The following is a 16688-nucleotide window of genomic DNA, read 5'->3' on the forward strand; positions in this document are numbered from 1 at the left end:
CTACTTACAATATACGTATTAATTAGCCTGACTTTCAGGCTAATTAGGTTTTAATATTATGGCGGCTCCTCGTACTGTTCCCACTTCTCGGCTTTCTCGCTTTGCAAAATTAGGCTCACTTGCCACAGGTGTTGCTACCAATATGTTAGTTGATGGCGCTAAGAGCGCGCTAACCGGTAAAGGTTGGGACAATAAAAGCTTGCTACTACAACCTAAAAACATTGAAAAACTAGCCACACAGCTATCTCATTTACGTGGTGCAGCAATGAAACTCGGGCAATTACTCTCAATGGATGCCGGTGACTTACTCAGTCCTGAATTAGCTCAATTACTTGCTTTACTGCGCTCGGACGCGAATCCAATGCCTCATAAGCAACTTGTAGCGGTATTAAAAGAGCAATGGGGAGATGACTGGCTAGCGCGTTTTTCTCATATTGAGTTAAGGCCTTTTGCAGCGGCTTCTATAGGGCAAGTTCATTTAGCTTATAGAGAAAATGGCGATCAGCTTGCTGTTAAAATTCAATATCCTGGTATTGCAAAAAGTGTAGTAAGTGATGTCGATAACGTTATTTCTTTATTAACGATTTCTCGATTATTGCCAAAAGGTCTTAATATTAAACCACTTATTAGTGAGGCTAAAGCGCAGTTATTAGCCGAGGCTGATTATAAGCGGGAGGCTCAGTACTTAATACGTTATAAAAATGCACTAGCAAGTAATCCCCACTTTAAAGTGCCTAACGTATATCCAGAGCACAGCACACAACAAGTACTTACTATGGAATATATAAAAGCAGAGCCCATTGAGAGCATTACAGAGCTACCTGATAGTCAAAAAAGCTTTGTTGCAGAGCAACTTATTGATTTGTTTTTTAAAGAAATGTTTGAATTTAAATTAATTCAAACCGACCCTAACTTTGCCAACTTTCATTATCAGCTTGATACACAAAAAATTGTCTTATTTGATTTTGGTGCAACGCGAGAAATATCAACCGAGCTTAGCCGCGCTTATTTAGCTTTATTTAAAGCGGGTAGTGAAAACAACAGAGAAGGTGTGCTTAGAGCGGCTTCACACATTGGTTATTTTAAAAATGACTTAGTTGATGAGTATAAAAATAACGTCATTGATTTATTCTTAATGGCGTGCGAGCCACTGAGAGCAGAGGGAGAATTTGATTTTAAAAATAGCGAACTAGCGCTCAAAATTAAAAATGCAGGGCTTGCTCTTAGTGCGCAATCTCAGCAATGGCATACACCGCCCGTTGATGCGCTATTTATTCACCGAAAACTTGCAGGACTTTACTTAATAGCCGCAAGGCTAGGTGCAAAAATAGATGTAAAAACGCTATTTCAGCACTATTTATAGCGTTTTAATTTACACGTAAGTGCATTTTAAGTAATGAGTGCACTTAATGTATAAAATTGCCATAATGCTCGCGATATTTCGCGAGGTGCATTTATGATAAAACAATTTTTAAACGATCCTAAATTATTGCTAAACGCAGTAGGTGAGGGCATATACGGTTTTGACCTGTCGGGTAATGCGGTGTTTGTTAATCCTGCCGCTGAGCGCATGACAGGCTGGTGCGCTGAGGAACTATTAGGTAAAAAAATACACCAATATCATCACCATACTCATGCTGATGGCACGCCCTATCCCGCTGATGAATGCCAAATATATTGCACCATGTTTGACGGAAAACGTCGTGAAGTTAAAAATGAAGTTTTTTGGCGTAAAGACGGTAGCTCATTTGCAGTGGAATACACCTCAACACCGGTTTATAAAAATGATGAGTTAATTGGTGCTGTAGCGGTATTTCGCGATATATCACTGCAACAACAAACACAAAATGCTTTGCAAGAGGCACTTGAGCAAGTAAATCATTTAAGTGAGCAGCTAAAAGATGAAAACAACTACTTAATTGCAGAACTTAACGAAGATTGGCAAGACTCAGGGCTAGTTGGACAAAGTCATATATTTCAAACCATGTTAGATCAAATAAAACTGGTGAGTGAAACCGACAGCACAGTGCTTATACTTGGCGAAAATGGCACGGGTAAAGAATTAGTAGCCCGTAATTTGTATCGACTAAGCAAGCGTAGCGAACAAGCCTTTATAAAAGTAAATTGCGCCGCATTTACCCCAAGTTTGCTAGAGTCGGAATTGTTTGGCCATGAAAAAGGCGCGTTTACAGGTGCAAATGAACGCCGTAAAGGGCGTTTTGAACTTGCTGATAAAGGCACCTTGTTTTTAGATGAAATAGCAGAGCTTCCACTTGAGGCGCAAAGTAAACTACTTAGAGTCCTGCAAGAACAAGAGTTTGAACGTGTAGGTGGCAGCAATACGCTAAAAGTAAATATTAGAGTGATTGCAGCGACTAACCGCGACCTGTGGGAAATGGTACAAAAAGGCACGTTTAGAATTGATTTGTACTATCGGCTTAATGTATTTCCTATAAAAGTACCCGCCCTTAAAGATCGAAAAGAGGATATTCCTTATTTATGCGCTAATTTAATTGCGCAGATAAATAAACGACTGGGTAAACACTTAAAAGGGCTAAGTAAAAAAGCAATTACACAGCTGCAAGCCTACAATTGGCCAGGCAATATTAGAGAGCTGCAAAATGTACTTGAACGCGAAGCTATTTTATCTAATCAAGCGATACTTCAGCTAAGTCAGCCTTTGCAAGCGGGTGGTGAAGTAGTTATTAACCCTTCACTTACGCTTGATGAGGCCCAAAAGCAGCATATAACCTCTGTTCTCGCGTTATCGCACTGGCAAATATCGGGTGATAAAGGGGCAGCAGTTAAATTGGGCTTACCTGAAAGTACACTACGCTCAAAAATGCGAAAGTTAGGGATTGCTAAAAATTCGTGATATATCGCGCAGCGCGTTTAATATCGCGAATTTTATTTTACTTCGTTGAAATAAGCTGTTTAATATCAATGATGTAAGTAAGGTTTCAGTTTGGTCTGAAAGTTGCAAATACTTGCATAATACCCGTCATTATGAAGCAAGTACTATGAAGTTTGATATTAAAGAAGAAGACATGATCATTAAGCCCTATAACACCGAAGGGCCAATTTATATCCGCGAGCAAAAAGGATTTTTTCAGCGCATACGCCGTAATTTAGGTTGGCTGTTAATGCTAACTTTTATTGCAATACCGTGGATCCAATATAACGGACAACAAGCTGTGCTGCTTGATGTGGCAACGCAAACTTTTACTATTTTTGGTCTAACACTCCTTCCTCAAGATTTTATGATTTTAGCCCTACTATTTATGGTGGGGGCTTTTGCATTATTTTTTGTAACTAACTGGCTTGGTCGGGTTTGGTGTGGTTATACGTGCCCGCAAACTATATGGATGCTCATGTTTTCGTGGGTAGAGCAACGCATAGAAGGCACTCGAAATCAGCGAATTAAATTAGATAAATCACAGTGGACGCTAAGCACTTGGCGTAAAAAAATAACTAAGCACAGTGCATGGATTGTTATTTCAGTTTTAACCGCCACCTCGTTTATGGCATATTTTATTCCGGCAAAAAGTTTGTATATGGAAATGCTTACGTTTGAGTGGTCAGGTATAACGAGCTTTTGGGTGTTTTTATTCGCTTTTTGTACTTATGGAAATGCAGGGTTTTTACGCGAAAAAATGTGCACTATTGCTTGCCCGTATTCTCGTTTTCAGGCTGTTATGTTTGATAAAGATACGTTGCTTGTTACATATGATAACGAGCGAGGTGAAAGCCGAGGACCACGTAAACGCAAAGCTGATCCAAAAGAGCTTAACTTAGGTGACTGTGTAGACTGTAACTTATGTGTAGAGGTATGCCCTGCAGGAATAGACATTCGAAATGGGTTGCAATATGAATGTATAAACTGTGGCTTATGTATTGATGCCTGCGACGATACCATGGAAAAATTTGGTTACGAAAAAGGCTTAATTAAATACGCTAGCGAAAAACAAATGGAAGGTAAAAAAACCAATCCATTTAGGTTAAAGCTAGTAGGGTACGGCGCATTAACGGCTTTGTTAATCATTTCGATGTTTGCATGGATGCTGCAACGTACACCAATAGAAGCCTCAGTACTACGCGATAGGAATGCGCTTTATAGAGTTAACTACGAGGGCCTTGTAGAAAACCCTTATACACTTACTATTATTAATAAAACGCAGCAAGCACTGCATTACAGTATTGCCATAGAGGGTTTACCAGGAGCAACGCTCTCAAGTCCGAGATCTACGCTTGTACAACCGGGTGCGATGAAAAGAGTCCCCGTTACTGTAACAGCCGATGGTTACAATATTGAGCGTAAAGTGAGTAAGTTACAATTTATTGTAACAGCGCAAGAAAACGGCAGCATTACGATAACCAAAGATAGTCAGTTTTACAAAAACTAAGATTGATAAAGCAAGGTCAATTATTTTATATCAGTTGGCCTTGCTTGCTTTTTAAGTTGTGAGAAACAAACTGTTTAGCGCTATCTAAATCGGTAAATATGCACTCACTAAAATTAACATTTCTTTTGGCGCATTTTAAAATGCGCTTCATTTGATTTATAGCGATAGCTGATGTGAGTACAAACGCGCTACTTAGGCAGTTGTTTGCTTTCATTAAATGGCTAATATCTATCATTTCTTTTTCTGCCTCAGGCGTTGCAGCCAAAACATCAAAAGAATCACTAATATAGGCCCAAGGCTGATTTTTGAGTGACTTTATTTTTTCGCATAGTTCAATTTTAAACGCACGAAGAAGCCCTGAGGTGATGTATCCCGAAAAGTGAGCGATAACAACGTTATTTTCAGTATAGAGGCTTACCTGTCCATATTTGTTTTTAAACCCCAATGTATACTCCTTGAATTTGAGGGAAGGCTAACCTTATACCTTTAAATCCAATAAAACCAGTCCTTTTGGGTTGTTTTTTGTTATCAGATTGTTTCTTTTTTTGGCGGGTACTTAATTTAATGAGTACCCGCTCTTGAACAGTGGTTAATCTTTTGTAGAGGTTGTAATGTAATTTAGCGCGCTCGTTATAACGGCTACTTGTGCCAAAATACATTCTTCATCGGTGGCTGTTGGGCTATCTGGGTACACTTCTGTAGTAGTTACATAGGGTGCATCAGTAAAGCCCATACATAAACCTAAATCGCGTGCTGCATAGTTAATCACGCCAAATTGCTCTTGAGGTACGCCTATTAGCTGGTTATTTTCATCGCTCGGTGCAATATGAGTTACCTTTGCAACGCTTTCTATAATGACTTTTTGAAACTCCGGCTCAGGCTTTTTGGTATCTGCAACTAAATAAAACCCGTCAGGTATGTTCCAGTTAGTATTTGTAGTGCCTTCACGCGCAGCGAGTGCGGGTCTAAATTCACTGTTATCACTATCTGTTGTTTCGTGTAAATCAATATGAGCGATTAAGTCAGTACCTAATGATTTTACAAACGCCATAATAGCGGCTGATTCTTGAGCTGGGCTTCCCTCGTAAAATGAGCGATTAGGATCAATAGCATCTGGGTTCCAGCGGTTTATAGTCTCATATCCCCAAGGGCTAATGCAGGGTGCAACAATAATATTAAACTGTTCGCAATATTGCATAGCCGATGTCTTAGCAAACCTAAGTGCGCCATGTACGCCACTGGTTTCGTAGCCATGTACACCACCGGTGATTAAAACAGTTGGTTTATTAGCATTAAAGTTAGGCGTTTTTAATATATATAATGGGTAAGTGCCAGCGGTGTAATTAAGCTCGCCGTATTGCTCTATATCTAAGGTGCTCTTAAGGTCATTAATTAGCGTTACGACTTCGTTTTGGTAACTGCGTTTAATGTTTTGGCGTGTTAACCACTGGACTTTATCGTTGTCATTCCATTTTTTGCCAGGTGTGCCAATAGGGTATGTGCTGTTAGTCATAATAAACCTTTATATCAATTGTTATTAGCTCTCCTATAAATAAGGAGGGCAATTACAATTGGTAGAGTTACTTAATAAAGGCGTAGCTTAACGCTGAGTAAATTAGCGTGCAAATTAAAACGTTAAAGTCATATTTTTTATAGCGCACGATTGCTGGGATTTAATATAGCTTTGGTTTGCGTATTCACCCGAAATACTACCGAATCGATCGCGTTTAACACTAATTGTTAAATCACACGTTTTACCTTGATCTACTTGCGAGCTGCTAAACATATCTAAACTTTGCAGATCTATTTCAAGGCGCGAAGTGTTAAGCGCAAAAAGCGTTGATTGTAAAAGTGTTTCATTATTATTGTTAGTGCAGCTACTGCTAAGTTCTACTTGGCTAGTACTATTAGGATCAGTGCCATCTAGCTGAACTGTAAGGGGACTATTAATATCAAAATTTTGATTGTTACTCGGGGTTAAAATAATAAAATTTAAAGGCAACTCCACGCTCGAATTAGCATTTATGCCATCATCCCGTTTAAATTTTATATCAAACTGTTGGTTATCGTCAGTGGCATTTATATACGCTTGGTAATCAACGTCTAAAAAGTCGGTATCTTTTGTAAGTACAATAGCAGTGCTATTAACAACAGCTTGTAATGAGTCGCTATCGCTTAAAACAATGTTAGAGCCATTAGCATCGCCTGCATTTAGTTCTGCGTTAACACGCGTGCGGTTACCGTCAGAAACTAGTTCAAAACCTGCCCAAATACCTTGTGTTTTTACTAAATCCGACTCTGTTTCTGAGGTGCAAGCGCATAATGCTAAAATTAAAGCCGTTGTGGTAATGCATTTTTTAAGCATGTTAGCTCCTTTAAACCACTTAATTAGGCTGTAAATAATTGTTTAATTGGGGATATACCTAACAATTATATGAAGTGTAAGTTTGTATATGTGCATTGTTACACAACAAGCTATCTATGAATGTTTAAATTTGTTAATGGTTGTAAATAAAATATTAATCATCAGGTTTAAAAACTAACTTACCAATTGAATTGTTTACTAAGCAAGCACCGATTTAGCGCTAAATGTATTACAAAAGAGTATGTTACAATTAAGGTAAAGCATATCTTCATATTGAGTATTATGGCGCAGTATATTGCTACTCCAAGTTGGCTAGGCCGTTTTTTTACCCGTATTAAACACGTAACTATTGAACAAGAGCGCCTTGTTGTGCATTTTAGAAGTGCTCCCGCACGGACATTTTTAATTAAAGACTTTTATAATTACTCAATACTTAAAAACCGTTTATTTAGCGCCAAAATTAATTTGTGCGACAGTAGTAATACATCAATTAGCTTTTTAAACAAATCACAAGCGAACGCTTTAAATACGGCCCTTAACACGCGGTTTTCAGCCCTGCTTGAGCAAAAGGTAAATAACGCAAAGATTTCGCTCAAGCGCTATGCTTTAGATGAGTTTTTACGTGATAGTTCCATAAATACACTTAATAATGATGTGTTTTTGCTTACCAAGCAGTACGCTAAAAGTACAAGTGTGTGGCAACAACACTTATCGCAAAGTAGTATTAAATTTTTAAATATACTGAGCACTACGCCCAATACTCACGATGCAATTGCACAGTTGCGCCATAAATATGAAAAAAAGCAACTAACTCTTAAAAATGACTTTTTTAATCAAGTAGAGTCAAATCCATTAACAACAGAGCAGCGCTTAGCGGTAATACGCGATAACGATAAAAATTTAGTATTAGCGGCAGCAGGCACAGGTAAAACATCTGTGATGGTAGCAAAGTCTTTAGATTTAATAGCATGCAATATTGCCAAGCCTGAGCAAATTTTGGTGCTGGCCTATAATAAAACAGCAGCAAATGAGCTTAAAGAGCGCTTTATTAAACGCGCCACGCATGCAAAATTGCATACCAAAGCACCCACTATTTTAACATTTCATGCGCTTGGGCTTAAATTACTACAAAGTGCTAAAAAGCCAATCGAGTTGTCAAAATTTGCAACTGACCCAGTTCAATTAAATAGTTGGTTAACTGGGTGGGTAAGTAAAAAAATACAAACCGAGCCACAGTTTTTAAAAGCATTTGTAGATTTACTCCATGAGCCGATTGATATATTTAGCTTTAAAGATAATGCACAGTACGAGCGGTACGTACGCGATAACGAATACCGTAGCCTTGCGGGTCATAAAGTAAAAAGTTATCAGGAAGTGCTTATTTCAAACTGGCTGCATTTGAATTGCGTACCGCACAGTTATGAGGTGAATTATCACTTTAGCCAAGGCGCAGAGCTAAGTGGGCAATACCAACCAGACTTTTATATACCTCAATATGATATTTACCTAGAGCACTTTGGCATTGATAGGCAAGGGAATACACGTGCCGATATAGATAAAAAACACTATAACGAGCAAATTGCATTTAAGCGCAAACTGCATAAACAAAATGGCACCACCTTACTCGAAACCTTTCATTACAACTGGGTAGAAGGAAAGCTAGAGCAAACCCTCGCAAAGCAATTAAAGCAGCATAATGTTGAATTAACACCTTTAAGTAACGACGAAATATTTCATACTTTAAATAACTCAGGGCAGTTACAGCAAGGGATTGATAAGTACATAAAATGTTTACAAGCTATTCGAGTGGAGCAACTAAGTAATAAGCAAATAGCACAGCGCATTAAGCAAAGTGGTATTAAAAATTACCAGCAATATGCAAACTTGTTAGTGCAAATTCATGATGCTTATATAAATGAACTAAACGCGCAAAGTACCATTGATTTTGACGACATGATTATTCAAGCAACAAAGGCGATAGTAAGCGGAGATTTTAATATTGTGTGGAGCCACATTTTAGTTGATGAGTTTCAAGATATATCAAGCGCGCGTATGGCTTTCATAAATGCCATATTAAAACATGGTAACGGAATACGCTTTACTGCGGTAGGTGATGACTGGCAAGCAATTTATCGGTTCTCGGGTGGTAATTTAGCGCTTACTACACGCTTTAATGAATTAGTGGGCAGCCACTCACTTACTATGCTGCAAAAAACATTTAGATATAACAATAGTATTAGTGATGTAGCAGGGCGTTTTGTAATGCAAAACCCTGAGCAATATAAAAAGCAGATCAGCACACATACACAAGTAACCACACCACAAGTTATTTTATTAGACGATTTATACCAAGGTACTAAATCGATAGAAATGAAAGTACAACAGAGCATAAGCACTATTCAAAAAAATGATGCATCAGCGAGCATTGCCATACTTAGTCGATATAGATACATGTTAAATAGCGTGCAGCAGCATTTAAAAGATAAAAAGCATACAAACTCTCTTTATTTTTGGACATTGCATAGTGCCAAAGGGCTTGAAGCCGATTACTGTATTATTATTGGTTTTGAACAAGGTAAATTAGGGTTTCCTAGCGATAATCAAAATAATGTGCTGGTGGAGGCGTTATTACCAGAGCAAGATGAATTCACTCACTCAGAGGAAAGGCGTTTGCTTTATGTAGGTATTACGCGCGCTAAACATAAAGCGTATTTAATTGCAGACCCTTATGCATGCTCAGCGTTTGTAAAAGAACTAGTAAATGACAATTATCCCATTCAAATCGCTTCAACGTTGTTTAATAAGTCGCAACTAAAGCAAAGAGAGTGTAGTACGTGCAGCGACGGTTTAATTGTGCCAAAAACGGGTCAATATGGTGATTATTATAGTTGTACTAATACGCAAATTTGCGAAACTAAATTACGAGTGTGTAAAAGCTGTAGTGGCCCATCGATTGATAAAAACACGTACTCACAATGTGTGAATACAGAGTGTAAAATGCAGCACCCAATTTGTGAAAAGTGTGGTCGCGAAATGCGTAAACGCAAATCTAAGCACGGTGAATTTTTAGGGTGCAGTGGTTTCGCGCTTAAAGAAGATAACTGTAAAAACACTCGAAAAATGATTGTTTAACGGCTAACAGGTAGGTTTACACTTGTCTATTTTATAGAACTATGTAAATAGAAATTACATTCATTAGATTGATTTTAACAAGCTATCAATGTCTAATAGAAGAATGAGCTTTAACTGTTGTTTATTATGCATTTTTTCAATAGATTCTTTTTATTAAATGATCATTATTCAGCCCCTGGTCAGGTTGCTAATTGGCGAATAAGTGCACTGCGCATTATTCTATCATTAGTAATGGTGTTATGTTTTGCTGTGGCGTGCCACACGTACACAAGCGCTATTGAATTTAACTTAATTTATATTGTTGTATTAACAAGCAGTTTTCTTGCTACTGCATGTGGTTTACTTATAGCAAGTAAGCGTTTTTATCACTTTAGCGCTCATGCACTTTTAATAGCCATTGTAGCTGCTAGCGTGTCAATGAACTTATTTTTAACAGACCTAGAGCTTGCTAAAGTGGGCTCTATGTATATGTATTCCTGCCCGATAATAGCACTTATGCTCCTTGGTTATAGAACAGCCCTTGCTTATGGCGTATTAAATATTGCGCCGTTTTATATGATCATCAATAACGTTGATGTCTCGGGTTTAACCGGCATAGCTCAACAACTTCCCGACGCTGACTTATACATTACAGGGCTTATATTTTTATTTTTTAACATTTGTATTCCCCTTGCTGTGGCGCGCACAATTGTGGCTGCTAAGCGTTTAAACAAAACAATGATAAGCGCTAATACACACCTTAAAGATAAAAATGAGCTTTATCGAAGCCTGTTCACCGAATCAAATAAAGCCAAAATTATTGTTGACGAAAACCTTGTCATTACTGATTTTAATCAACATGCTATTGATATGTTTGGTATAAAAAAAGAATTAAAAGAAGGAAACGTTAATCTTTCTCATTTATTTCCGGCCTTAGTTTTTGACGACTCTAATGCTCAAAATAAAATTGTGAAGTACAAAAAAAGTTATTTTAAAGCCAGTTATCAGCAAATAACAATGAGTACAAACTACCGTGTATATGACTTTTACGATTGCACGCAAGAGCAGCTCATTAAACAAAATTTATCGATGATGGAACAAGAAAATAAACGTTTACGCTTTAGAGACTCGCAAACAAAACTACCTAATAGAGAATGGTTTGAGCTGCAATGCGACAGATTAACAAGCAAATACCAAAAAGGTTTTTATATCGTTGTTGCGCAAAGTGCAAATAGTGAATACTTAAATTTGAAGCTCACTAAAGCCGACTCTCAAGCATTACTTATTAACGCGTACAAGCGTTTAAAAGCGATGCCAGATGGGCCGCTGTTGTGTGCTCATATAGGAGTAGGAAAGCTTGCTTTTATAATTGGCGCAAACTCGCAAAACGAGCTAGAAGATAAGCTATTAATGCAAATAAAAAATACATTAGATAAAACATATAATGTATTTGGCACTAAGTGTCAGCAATCATTTTTATTTGGTTTTGCAAAGTATCCTGATCATGGAAAAAACAGCGCAACAGTACTTAGCAATGCATGCGAAGCACTTAAACTAGCAAATTGTAATATGGCCCTTAGTGGTTATAACGAAAAACAATCACACGCTTTTATCGAAAAATACGAAATTTCAATGTTATTAGATGAAGCGCTTCAGCAGGGCGATTTGTCGGTGCACTATCAACCTAAAGTAGATGCAACGGGTCAATGTATAGGGCTTGAAGCCTTAGCGCGTTGGAACAGTCCAATACTGGGTAATGTGTCGCCAGTGGTATTTATTCCTATTGCCGAAGAATACAGAATGGTTAGTCGGCTAACCGACCTGATTATTCAAAAGGTGTGCGCTCAAATTGCCGATTGGACCAAGGCGGGTTTACCGAGTGTGCCGGTGGCAATAAATATATCTCTAATTGATTTTAGCCAAACCGATTTTATGTCAAAACTGGTTAAATACCTTGCCGACTTTAACGTAAAGCCACCTCAAATAGAGTTAGAGCTGACTGAAACCTCTCTTGAGGCAAACCAAGCGCATTCGCTAAAGCTTATGCAAACGCTGCAATCGTGGGGTTTTACTATTTCGGTCGATGATTTTGGAGTGGGGTATTCTAATATTGCACGCCTTGCCGATTACCCTATTAACAAGCTCAAGTTAGATCGCTCATTAATAAGCCAAGTAACGAGCTCTACGCGTCAAAAAAGTTTAGTTAAAGCGGTGCACGTTATGTGTGAAGAGCTTGATATTAAGTGTGTAGCCGAAGGAGTAGAAACCCAAGAGCAAGTAGCAATAATGACGCAAATGGGGTGTAAAGAATTTCAGGGCTTTTACTTTGCTAAACCAATGCCAGCCGAAAATTTTGCACAGCATGTTAGTGGCCATGGCTTAGTGTTTAACCCTAAAGAGATGACAGCTCAACTTTAAATGTATTTAGTGGCACTATATAGAACATATACACCTAAGGTATGTATGTTCTATAAAACTAGCTGGGTTTTATTACCTAATTACAGAGCTGTTGGGCGTTTATGGTTATTTCGCACTGATGAATAGCCTCAGCTCCCCAATGCTGTATATCTGATTGAGCAGTGCAGCCTGCATCTTCAATTAAAGCAGTATTGGCATCACATAAGAGTAGCACTGCGTTATCATCTTGTACGTTCACGATAAGCGTGTATTCCCCAAAGGGTGCAAGTTTTCTTAAATCGTTATTAACAGCAGCTTTTAATAACTCATCAGTTGTTGAATAGGGTGTTTCACTAAATTTTAATGTGCCATCAACGGCTGTAGCAATATCTTTTAATTGTGAGGCTAAGTCGGCCATCGCTTCTGGATTGTTATTTTTTGAAGTGTAGCAACCGCTAAATAATACTATGAGGCTTATACAAAGTAAGTGTTTCATTTTATTTGCTCCATACCGTCATCGTGTTGTGTTCATCGTAGCCTGTATCTAGGTTCCAATTTTTAATTGCACTGCAATCAGTACCTAAAAATACGGCATTGGCAATAACGGTTATGTAGTGCTGAATATTGCTAACGGCAAAGTCAAAAATATCGTTGTAATGCATAGGCTCGTGCGGCGTTTTTAGTTGTTCAATAAAAGTGGAATCTACTTCGTTTGGGCGAGGATAAAACAAGCCTAAATCAGCAGCAACATGGCGTGCACAGGCAAATAATCGATAGCTTTCTTCAACATTATTTACTACAAGCTGAAAACCGTTATGCCATGAATTAAAGTTAGGAGCGTGTTGTGCTGCGTAGCTTGGGTGAACCGTTAATAAAGCATGTTGCCAAATTTTTGCAATATCGGTATCAAAATTATCGTCTTTGTTAGTACAAGATCCAATATTTTGTTGCACGCGGTCAGCATAACCTAACTCACCTAAATTTAAACGCTGCCAAATAAATGCATCTTGGTTCATTTCGCAGGTACGGTGCGCCGTTTGATTTTGCTCATACGGGCCTACTTTTAATTCAACAACCGGATGCACCGTTATATCCGCAGCAACATGGGACATATAACCGCATAACCAAGCAAAACACTTTTCAAATGCTTCACTTTCAAGTGTTTTGCAGTATTCAATCATGGCTTTAAGTAAATCGCCTGTGTGCTCATAGTGCATTAGGTCGGCCCACGCATTTTGGCTAGGCTGCGCTACTGCTAAGTAAGGATAATCGGGGGCTACACAGCCTAGTTCAAGATATGCTTGGCGTTGGCTCAAAATAAGTTTTGCCTTTTTAGGCATATCCATTTTAGCGAGTGATTTGGTTTGCGTTGCAATATTAACGGCTGTGATGTGCGCAAAAGCACCTGGCATTGTCATATCCTTATGATTTATTAATAGGGGGACAGATTAACATTGAGAGGGGGTTAAATAAAGCCAAGTGAAGTGCTTGTGAGTGTTTAAAAGAGACTAAATTAACTGTTCAATTAGTTGTCCATCTTCGTACAGCTTAGCATATTGGCGTTTATGTTCTTCAAACAGATAGGCGCGTAATTGCTCTTGTCCGCTATGAATCTGAGTGATTTTTGCTGCAATCCCTAAGCTACTTTGCCTAACGGGTTCTACATCTATCGATATGCTTTCTTTGTTGGGTAAGGTAAAGCTCATGTGCTGTAATTTTTTTAAGCTCTTTCCACTTTTTAATGGTTTTAAAAATATACCAGTACTGGAAATCGATTCAATGTTAAAACCTTGGCTTTTAATATTTAGCTCACTCCAGCGCCAACTACGTTGAGTGCCCTTTGTATCAATTACTTCTGGTGCGCTCAAAGTGGGGTTAATTACACCTAACTCATCAATTTTTAATTGCAAGGGAAACCAAAGTTGGTAATTAGCAACTTCAGCAAGCAAAGTTAGATTAGCGTGGGTAAAAAGGTGAGCAATACTCGCGGGTATAGAGCTTTTCATTGTAAGCATATGGTCGCGAGGGGAACGCTGTTTTGTATTTGGTTTGAATAACTCAGCTAAAAAATTTACCTCTTCATTAGAAAAGTCCATATTTCACCCTAGTTACATAAAACAATGCACCACCGTAATTTAAACAATGAATTTGATCAATAAATGCTCTGTTTAAATTTGTTTAGTTAATATTTACAAGGGCAAGTATGTAAGCTAAACAATTTATTTAAATGAAGTGCTTAACGCTATCGCTTTTCAGGGGCTTGAATTATTTAACATTTATAAAAATATATTTAGGCTCAAGTGGCTAGCTGTTAAACTACAACATATTAGTTTTATAATTTATATTAGAGTTTACATTATGATATGTGCATTTTTACGTGATCAACAGCCGAAGTTACTAGGTATGTTAGTGGCATTGTTTGGTGTTGGGTATTCAATAAATGCAGTGGCTCAAGAGCAAAACCAAACTTTAATTTTAGTGGGGTCAGAGCTTACTACCTGTACTAGCGCAAAGCTTAACAATTGCCAAAAAGAGACTGCTATTGATGGTAAGTCACATAATTTATATGCTGTTAGCAACGCTCAAATAAAAAACATCACGCAGCACTGGCCTAATAATAACGTTGAGGCAAAAACGGCTGTATTAAAAACACTTAAAACCTTGCTAGGTAAATCGTCAAATAGCGTATCTAAAACAGATTTATTATGGCTATGGCGCGATATAAATAACCAGCAATTAGAAAGCCTGACTCAGCAAGAATACAACTTTGTATTTGATATGCTAGAAGTGCCGCTACTTGATAAAAACGCTGAGCGCTTAAAAGAGCAAGTAAATACCGATTTTAATATTGAGGTCGCGACTAATAGTATTTTACAATTTGTGTCGGGCAGTTTAAAAGTTAATAACGCAAAACCCACCATGCTTGCTATTACGGCATCGAGCCGCGACCCTTATGAGTCGGCAGATGTAGCGCAGAGTCTTTTAGCACAATCAAATATAAACACTCAATGGTTAGCACTAACGCCAGCACTTGCTAAAGCGATTACGAGTAACTCGTGCGATGAATTACCCGCTCTCAGAAATACATTAATGAATGTGTATAACCGGGAAGCAATTTATCCAGAGTACACAAAGTCCGAATACGCTTTATGTAAAAGTGGTACTAATGCACTTGTATCACTTATTAAAAATAGTACCGGTGTGATGTTTAATAGCGGTAATGCAGCATTAACTCACAAGGTATTATTTGATCAAAACAATAATCCATACCCGTGGACGCAAGCATTGCAAACTCGCCCAGTAATTGTAGGTGAAGGCGCGGGCGCAGCAATCCAAAGTAAAGTGACGGGCATGCTTACAAATACGACAAGCCTTGAGGCACTTCGCAAAAATGAAAATAACACTAATGCTGGTGGACTTGGCAGCTTTAATTTTGGTGTACTAGATACTCAGTTTAGCGAACAAAACCGTACATTTAGGCTCGCAGCGGCGTTAAATAAAAATGAAGTAAAAAAGACTAAAACAGAGATTCAACATGGTTTTGGTATTGATGAAAATACGGCTTTGGTTGTTATTAAATCGCCAGAAGGTAGTTTAATAACCGTAATAGGCAAAAGTGGTGTAGTGCATTTAGCTAACCAAGGTAAAGCACAACCTGAGAGTAAGAGCTATAGCTACTCGTATTGGCCTACAAGCAGTGTAATTGAAATTACCAATAACACGTTTACTCTAAGCAAGCGCACAATAGATGAAGCGTTACCCGCTATAAAAATACCTCCACTGCCAGTGCAGCGATTTGGTGCAATTTTAACAAATTCAAAACTGCGATCACTTACTCAAGCTATGTGCCTAAGCCAAGAGCAAAGTACGGTAGCCCAACAAGATGAGTTTATAATTAGCCTTACTGCAACGAGTGACACACAGTATCATCGCGTTAATGCAAAAGAGTTTGGTTGTGCGCTAAGCAATTTAGAGTTAGCTATAAAGTCGATTTAGTTACTAATCTGAGCCAAGGGTTTAAGTTTTTGGCTCTTCTCTATAAAATAGCCACCATAATGATTTAAAAGCCTAGCCAAGGCCTTACTAAAAGAGTTTTAAAATGAATAATGAAAATGACGTAATTGATACTTTAGCCGAACTAGAAAGCTTTTTAATAGATGTCGAAAACGGTGGTTTTGGACTTAAAGGTGTTGCCGGTGTTGGTATGGCTACTAATAACAAAGATGGCAGCCGTTTTGTTGCTGTGTTTGACGATAATCAAAAGCTACTTTTAGCACGCATGATTACAGAAGACGTATTCCAAACAGGGCAAGACATGGTACGAAATGGTGTAGGGCGCAAGCACTAATATTAACTTTACTGAATAACGCCACTGTAAAATGCGTTATTCAGTAAGTATTTATAAAATCAAA

The 16688-nt window shown here is 38.1% G+C and carries 13 protein-coding genes; 7 read left to right on the forward strand and 6 right to left on the reverse strand.

Going from position 1 to position 16688, the window contains the following annotated elements; all coding sequences use genetic code 11:
* Window positions 1-58: 58 nt before the first annotated feature.
* From I6F42_RS04515 to ccoG, 3 genes are all read left to right on the forward strand, one after another.
* Window positions 59-1363 (forward strand): AarF/ABC1/UbiB kinase family protein, encoded by a 1305-nt coding sequence (locus tag I6F42_RS04515; RefSeq protein ID WP_197151145.1) that lies wholly within the window; start codon window positions 59-61, stop codon window positions 1361-1363.
* A 93-nt stretch (window positions 1364-1456) separates the two neighbouring features.
* Entirely contained in the window at window positions 1457-2875 is a 1419-nt protein-coding gene (locus I6F42_RS04520) for a sigma-54-dependent Fis family transcriptional regulator (protein WP_197151154.1), read from the forward strand.
* 145 nt (window positions 2876-3020) lie between these two features.
* The gene (ccoG, locus tag I6F42_RS04525) at window positions 3021-4403 is read left to right on the forward strand and encodes a cytochrome c oxidase accessory protein CcoG (protein ID WP_197151165.1); all 1383 of its coding nucleotides are present in this window, start codon (window positions 3021-3023) and stop codon (window positions 4401-4403) included.
* A 25-nt stretch (window positions 4404-4428) separates the two neighbouring features.
* Here ccoG and I6F42_RS04530 read toward each other — a convergent pair whose 3' ends face one another.
* The 3 genes from I6F42_RS04530 to I6F42_RS04540 form a co-directional block, all read right to left on the reverse strand.
* On the reverse strand, window positions 4429-4848 hold the full coding sequence (locus tag I6F42_RS04530; protein WP_197151168.1) for a hypothetical protein: 420 nt from the start codon (window positions 4846-4848) through the stop codon (window positions 4429-4431).
* 144 nt (window positions 4849-4992) lie between these two features.
* A complete protein-coding gene (locus I6F42_RS04535; RefSeq protein WP_121954316.1) occupies window positions 4993-5916 on the reverse strand; it encodes a M14 family metallocarboxypeptidase in 924 nt (307 codons plus the stop codon).
* A 114-nt stretch (window positions 5917-6030) separates the two neighbouring features.
* The gene (locus I6F42_RS04540) at window positions 6031-6768 is read right to left on the reverse strand and encodes a hypothetical protein (protein ID WP_197151170.1); all 738 of its coding nucleotides are present in this window, start codon (window positions 6766-6768) and stop codon (window positions 6031-6033) included.
* Between the two features lie 282 nt (window positions 6769-7050).
* Between I6F42_RS04540 and I6F42_RS04545 the strand changes: the two genes are divergently transcribed.
* On the forward strand, window positions 7051-9900 hold the full coding sequence (locus I6F42_RS04545; protein ID WP_197151185.1) for a UvrD-helicase domain-containing protein: 2850 nt from the start codon (window positions 7051-7053) through the stop codon (window positions 9898-9900).
* 126 nt (window positions 9901-10026) lie between these two features.
* Window positions 10027-12297 (forward strand): EAL domain-containing protein, encoded by a 2271-nt coding sequence (locus I6F42_RS04550; RefSeq protein WP_197151188.1) that lies wholly within the window; start codon window positions 10027-10029, stop codon window positions 12295-12297.
* 76 nt (window positions 12298-12373) lie between these two features.
* On the opposite strand, the gene I6F42_RS04555 is transcribed toward I6F42_RS04550, so the two are convergent.
* The 3 genes from I6F42_RS04555 to I6F42_RS04565 form a co-directional block, all read right to left on the reverse strand.
* Complete coding sequence (locus I6F42_RS04555; protein WP_197151190.1) at window positions 12374-12772, reverse strand: hypothetical protein; 399 nt, start codon at window positions 12770-12772, stop codon at window positions 12374-12376.
* A 1-nt stretch (window position 12773) separates the two neighbouring features.
* Complete coding sequence (locus I6F42_RS04560; protein ID WP_197151192.1) at window positions 12774-13688, reverse strand: zinc dependent phospholipase C family protein; 915 nt, start codon at window positions 13686-13688, stop codon at window positions 12774-12776.
* 96 nt (window positions 13689-13784) lie between these two features.
* A complete protein-coding gene (locus I6F42_RS04565) occupies window positions 13785-14372 on the reverse strand; it encodes a hypothetical protein (RefSeq protein ID WP_010554028.1) in 588 nt (195 codons plus the stop codon).
* A gap of 262 nt (window positions 14373-14634) precedes the next feature.
* Between I6F42_RS04565 and I6F42_RS04570 the strand changes: the two genes are divergently transcribed.
* Complete coding sequence (locus I6F42_RS04570; protein ID WP_197151193.1) at window positions 14635-16272, forward strand: cyanophycinase; 1638 nt, start codon at window positions 14635-14637, stop codon at window positions 16270-16272.
* Window positions 16273-16375: 103 nt separating this feature from the next.
* Window positions 16376-16624 carry a hypothetical protein gene (locus I6F42_RS04575; protein ID WP_007580368.1) on the forward strand — a complete coding sequence of 83 codons (249 nt, stop codon included), beginning with the start codon at window positions 16376-16378 and terminating at the stop codon, window positions 16622-16624.
* The last annotated feature ends 64 nt before the right edge of the window (window positions 16625-16688 follow it).

This window comes from Pseudoalteromonas sp. SWYJZ12, assembly GCF_015864395.1.
GTDB classification, from domain to species: domain Bacteria; phylum Pseudomonadota; class Gammaproteobacteria; order Enterobacterales; family Alteromonadaceae; genus Pseudoalteromonas; species Pseudoalteromonas arctica.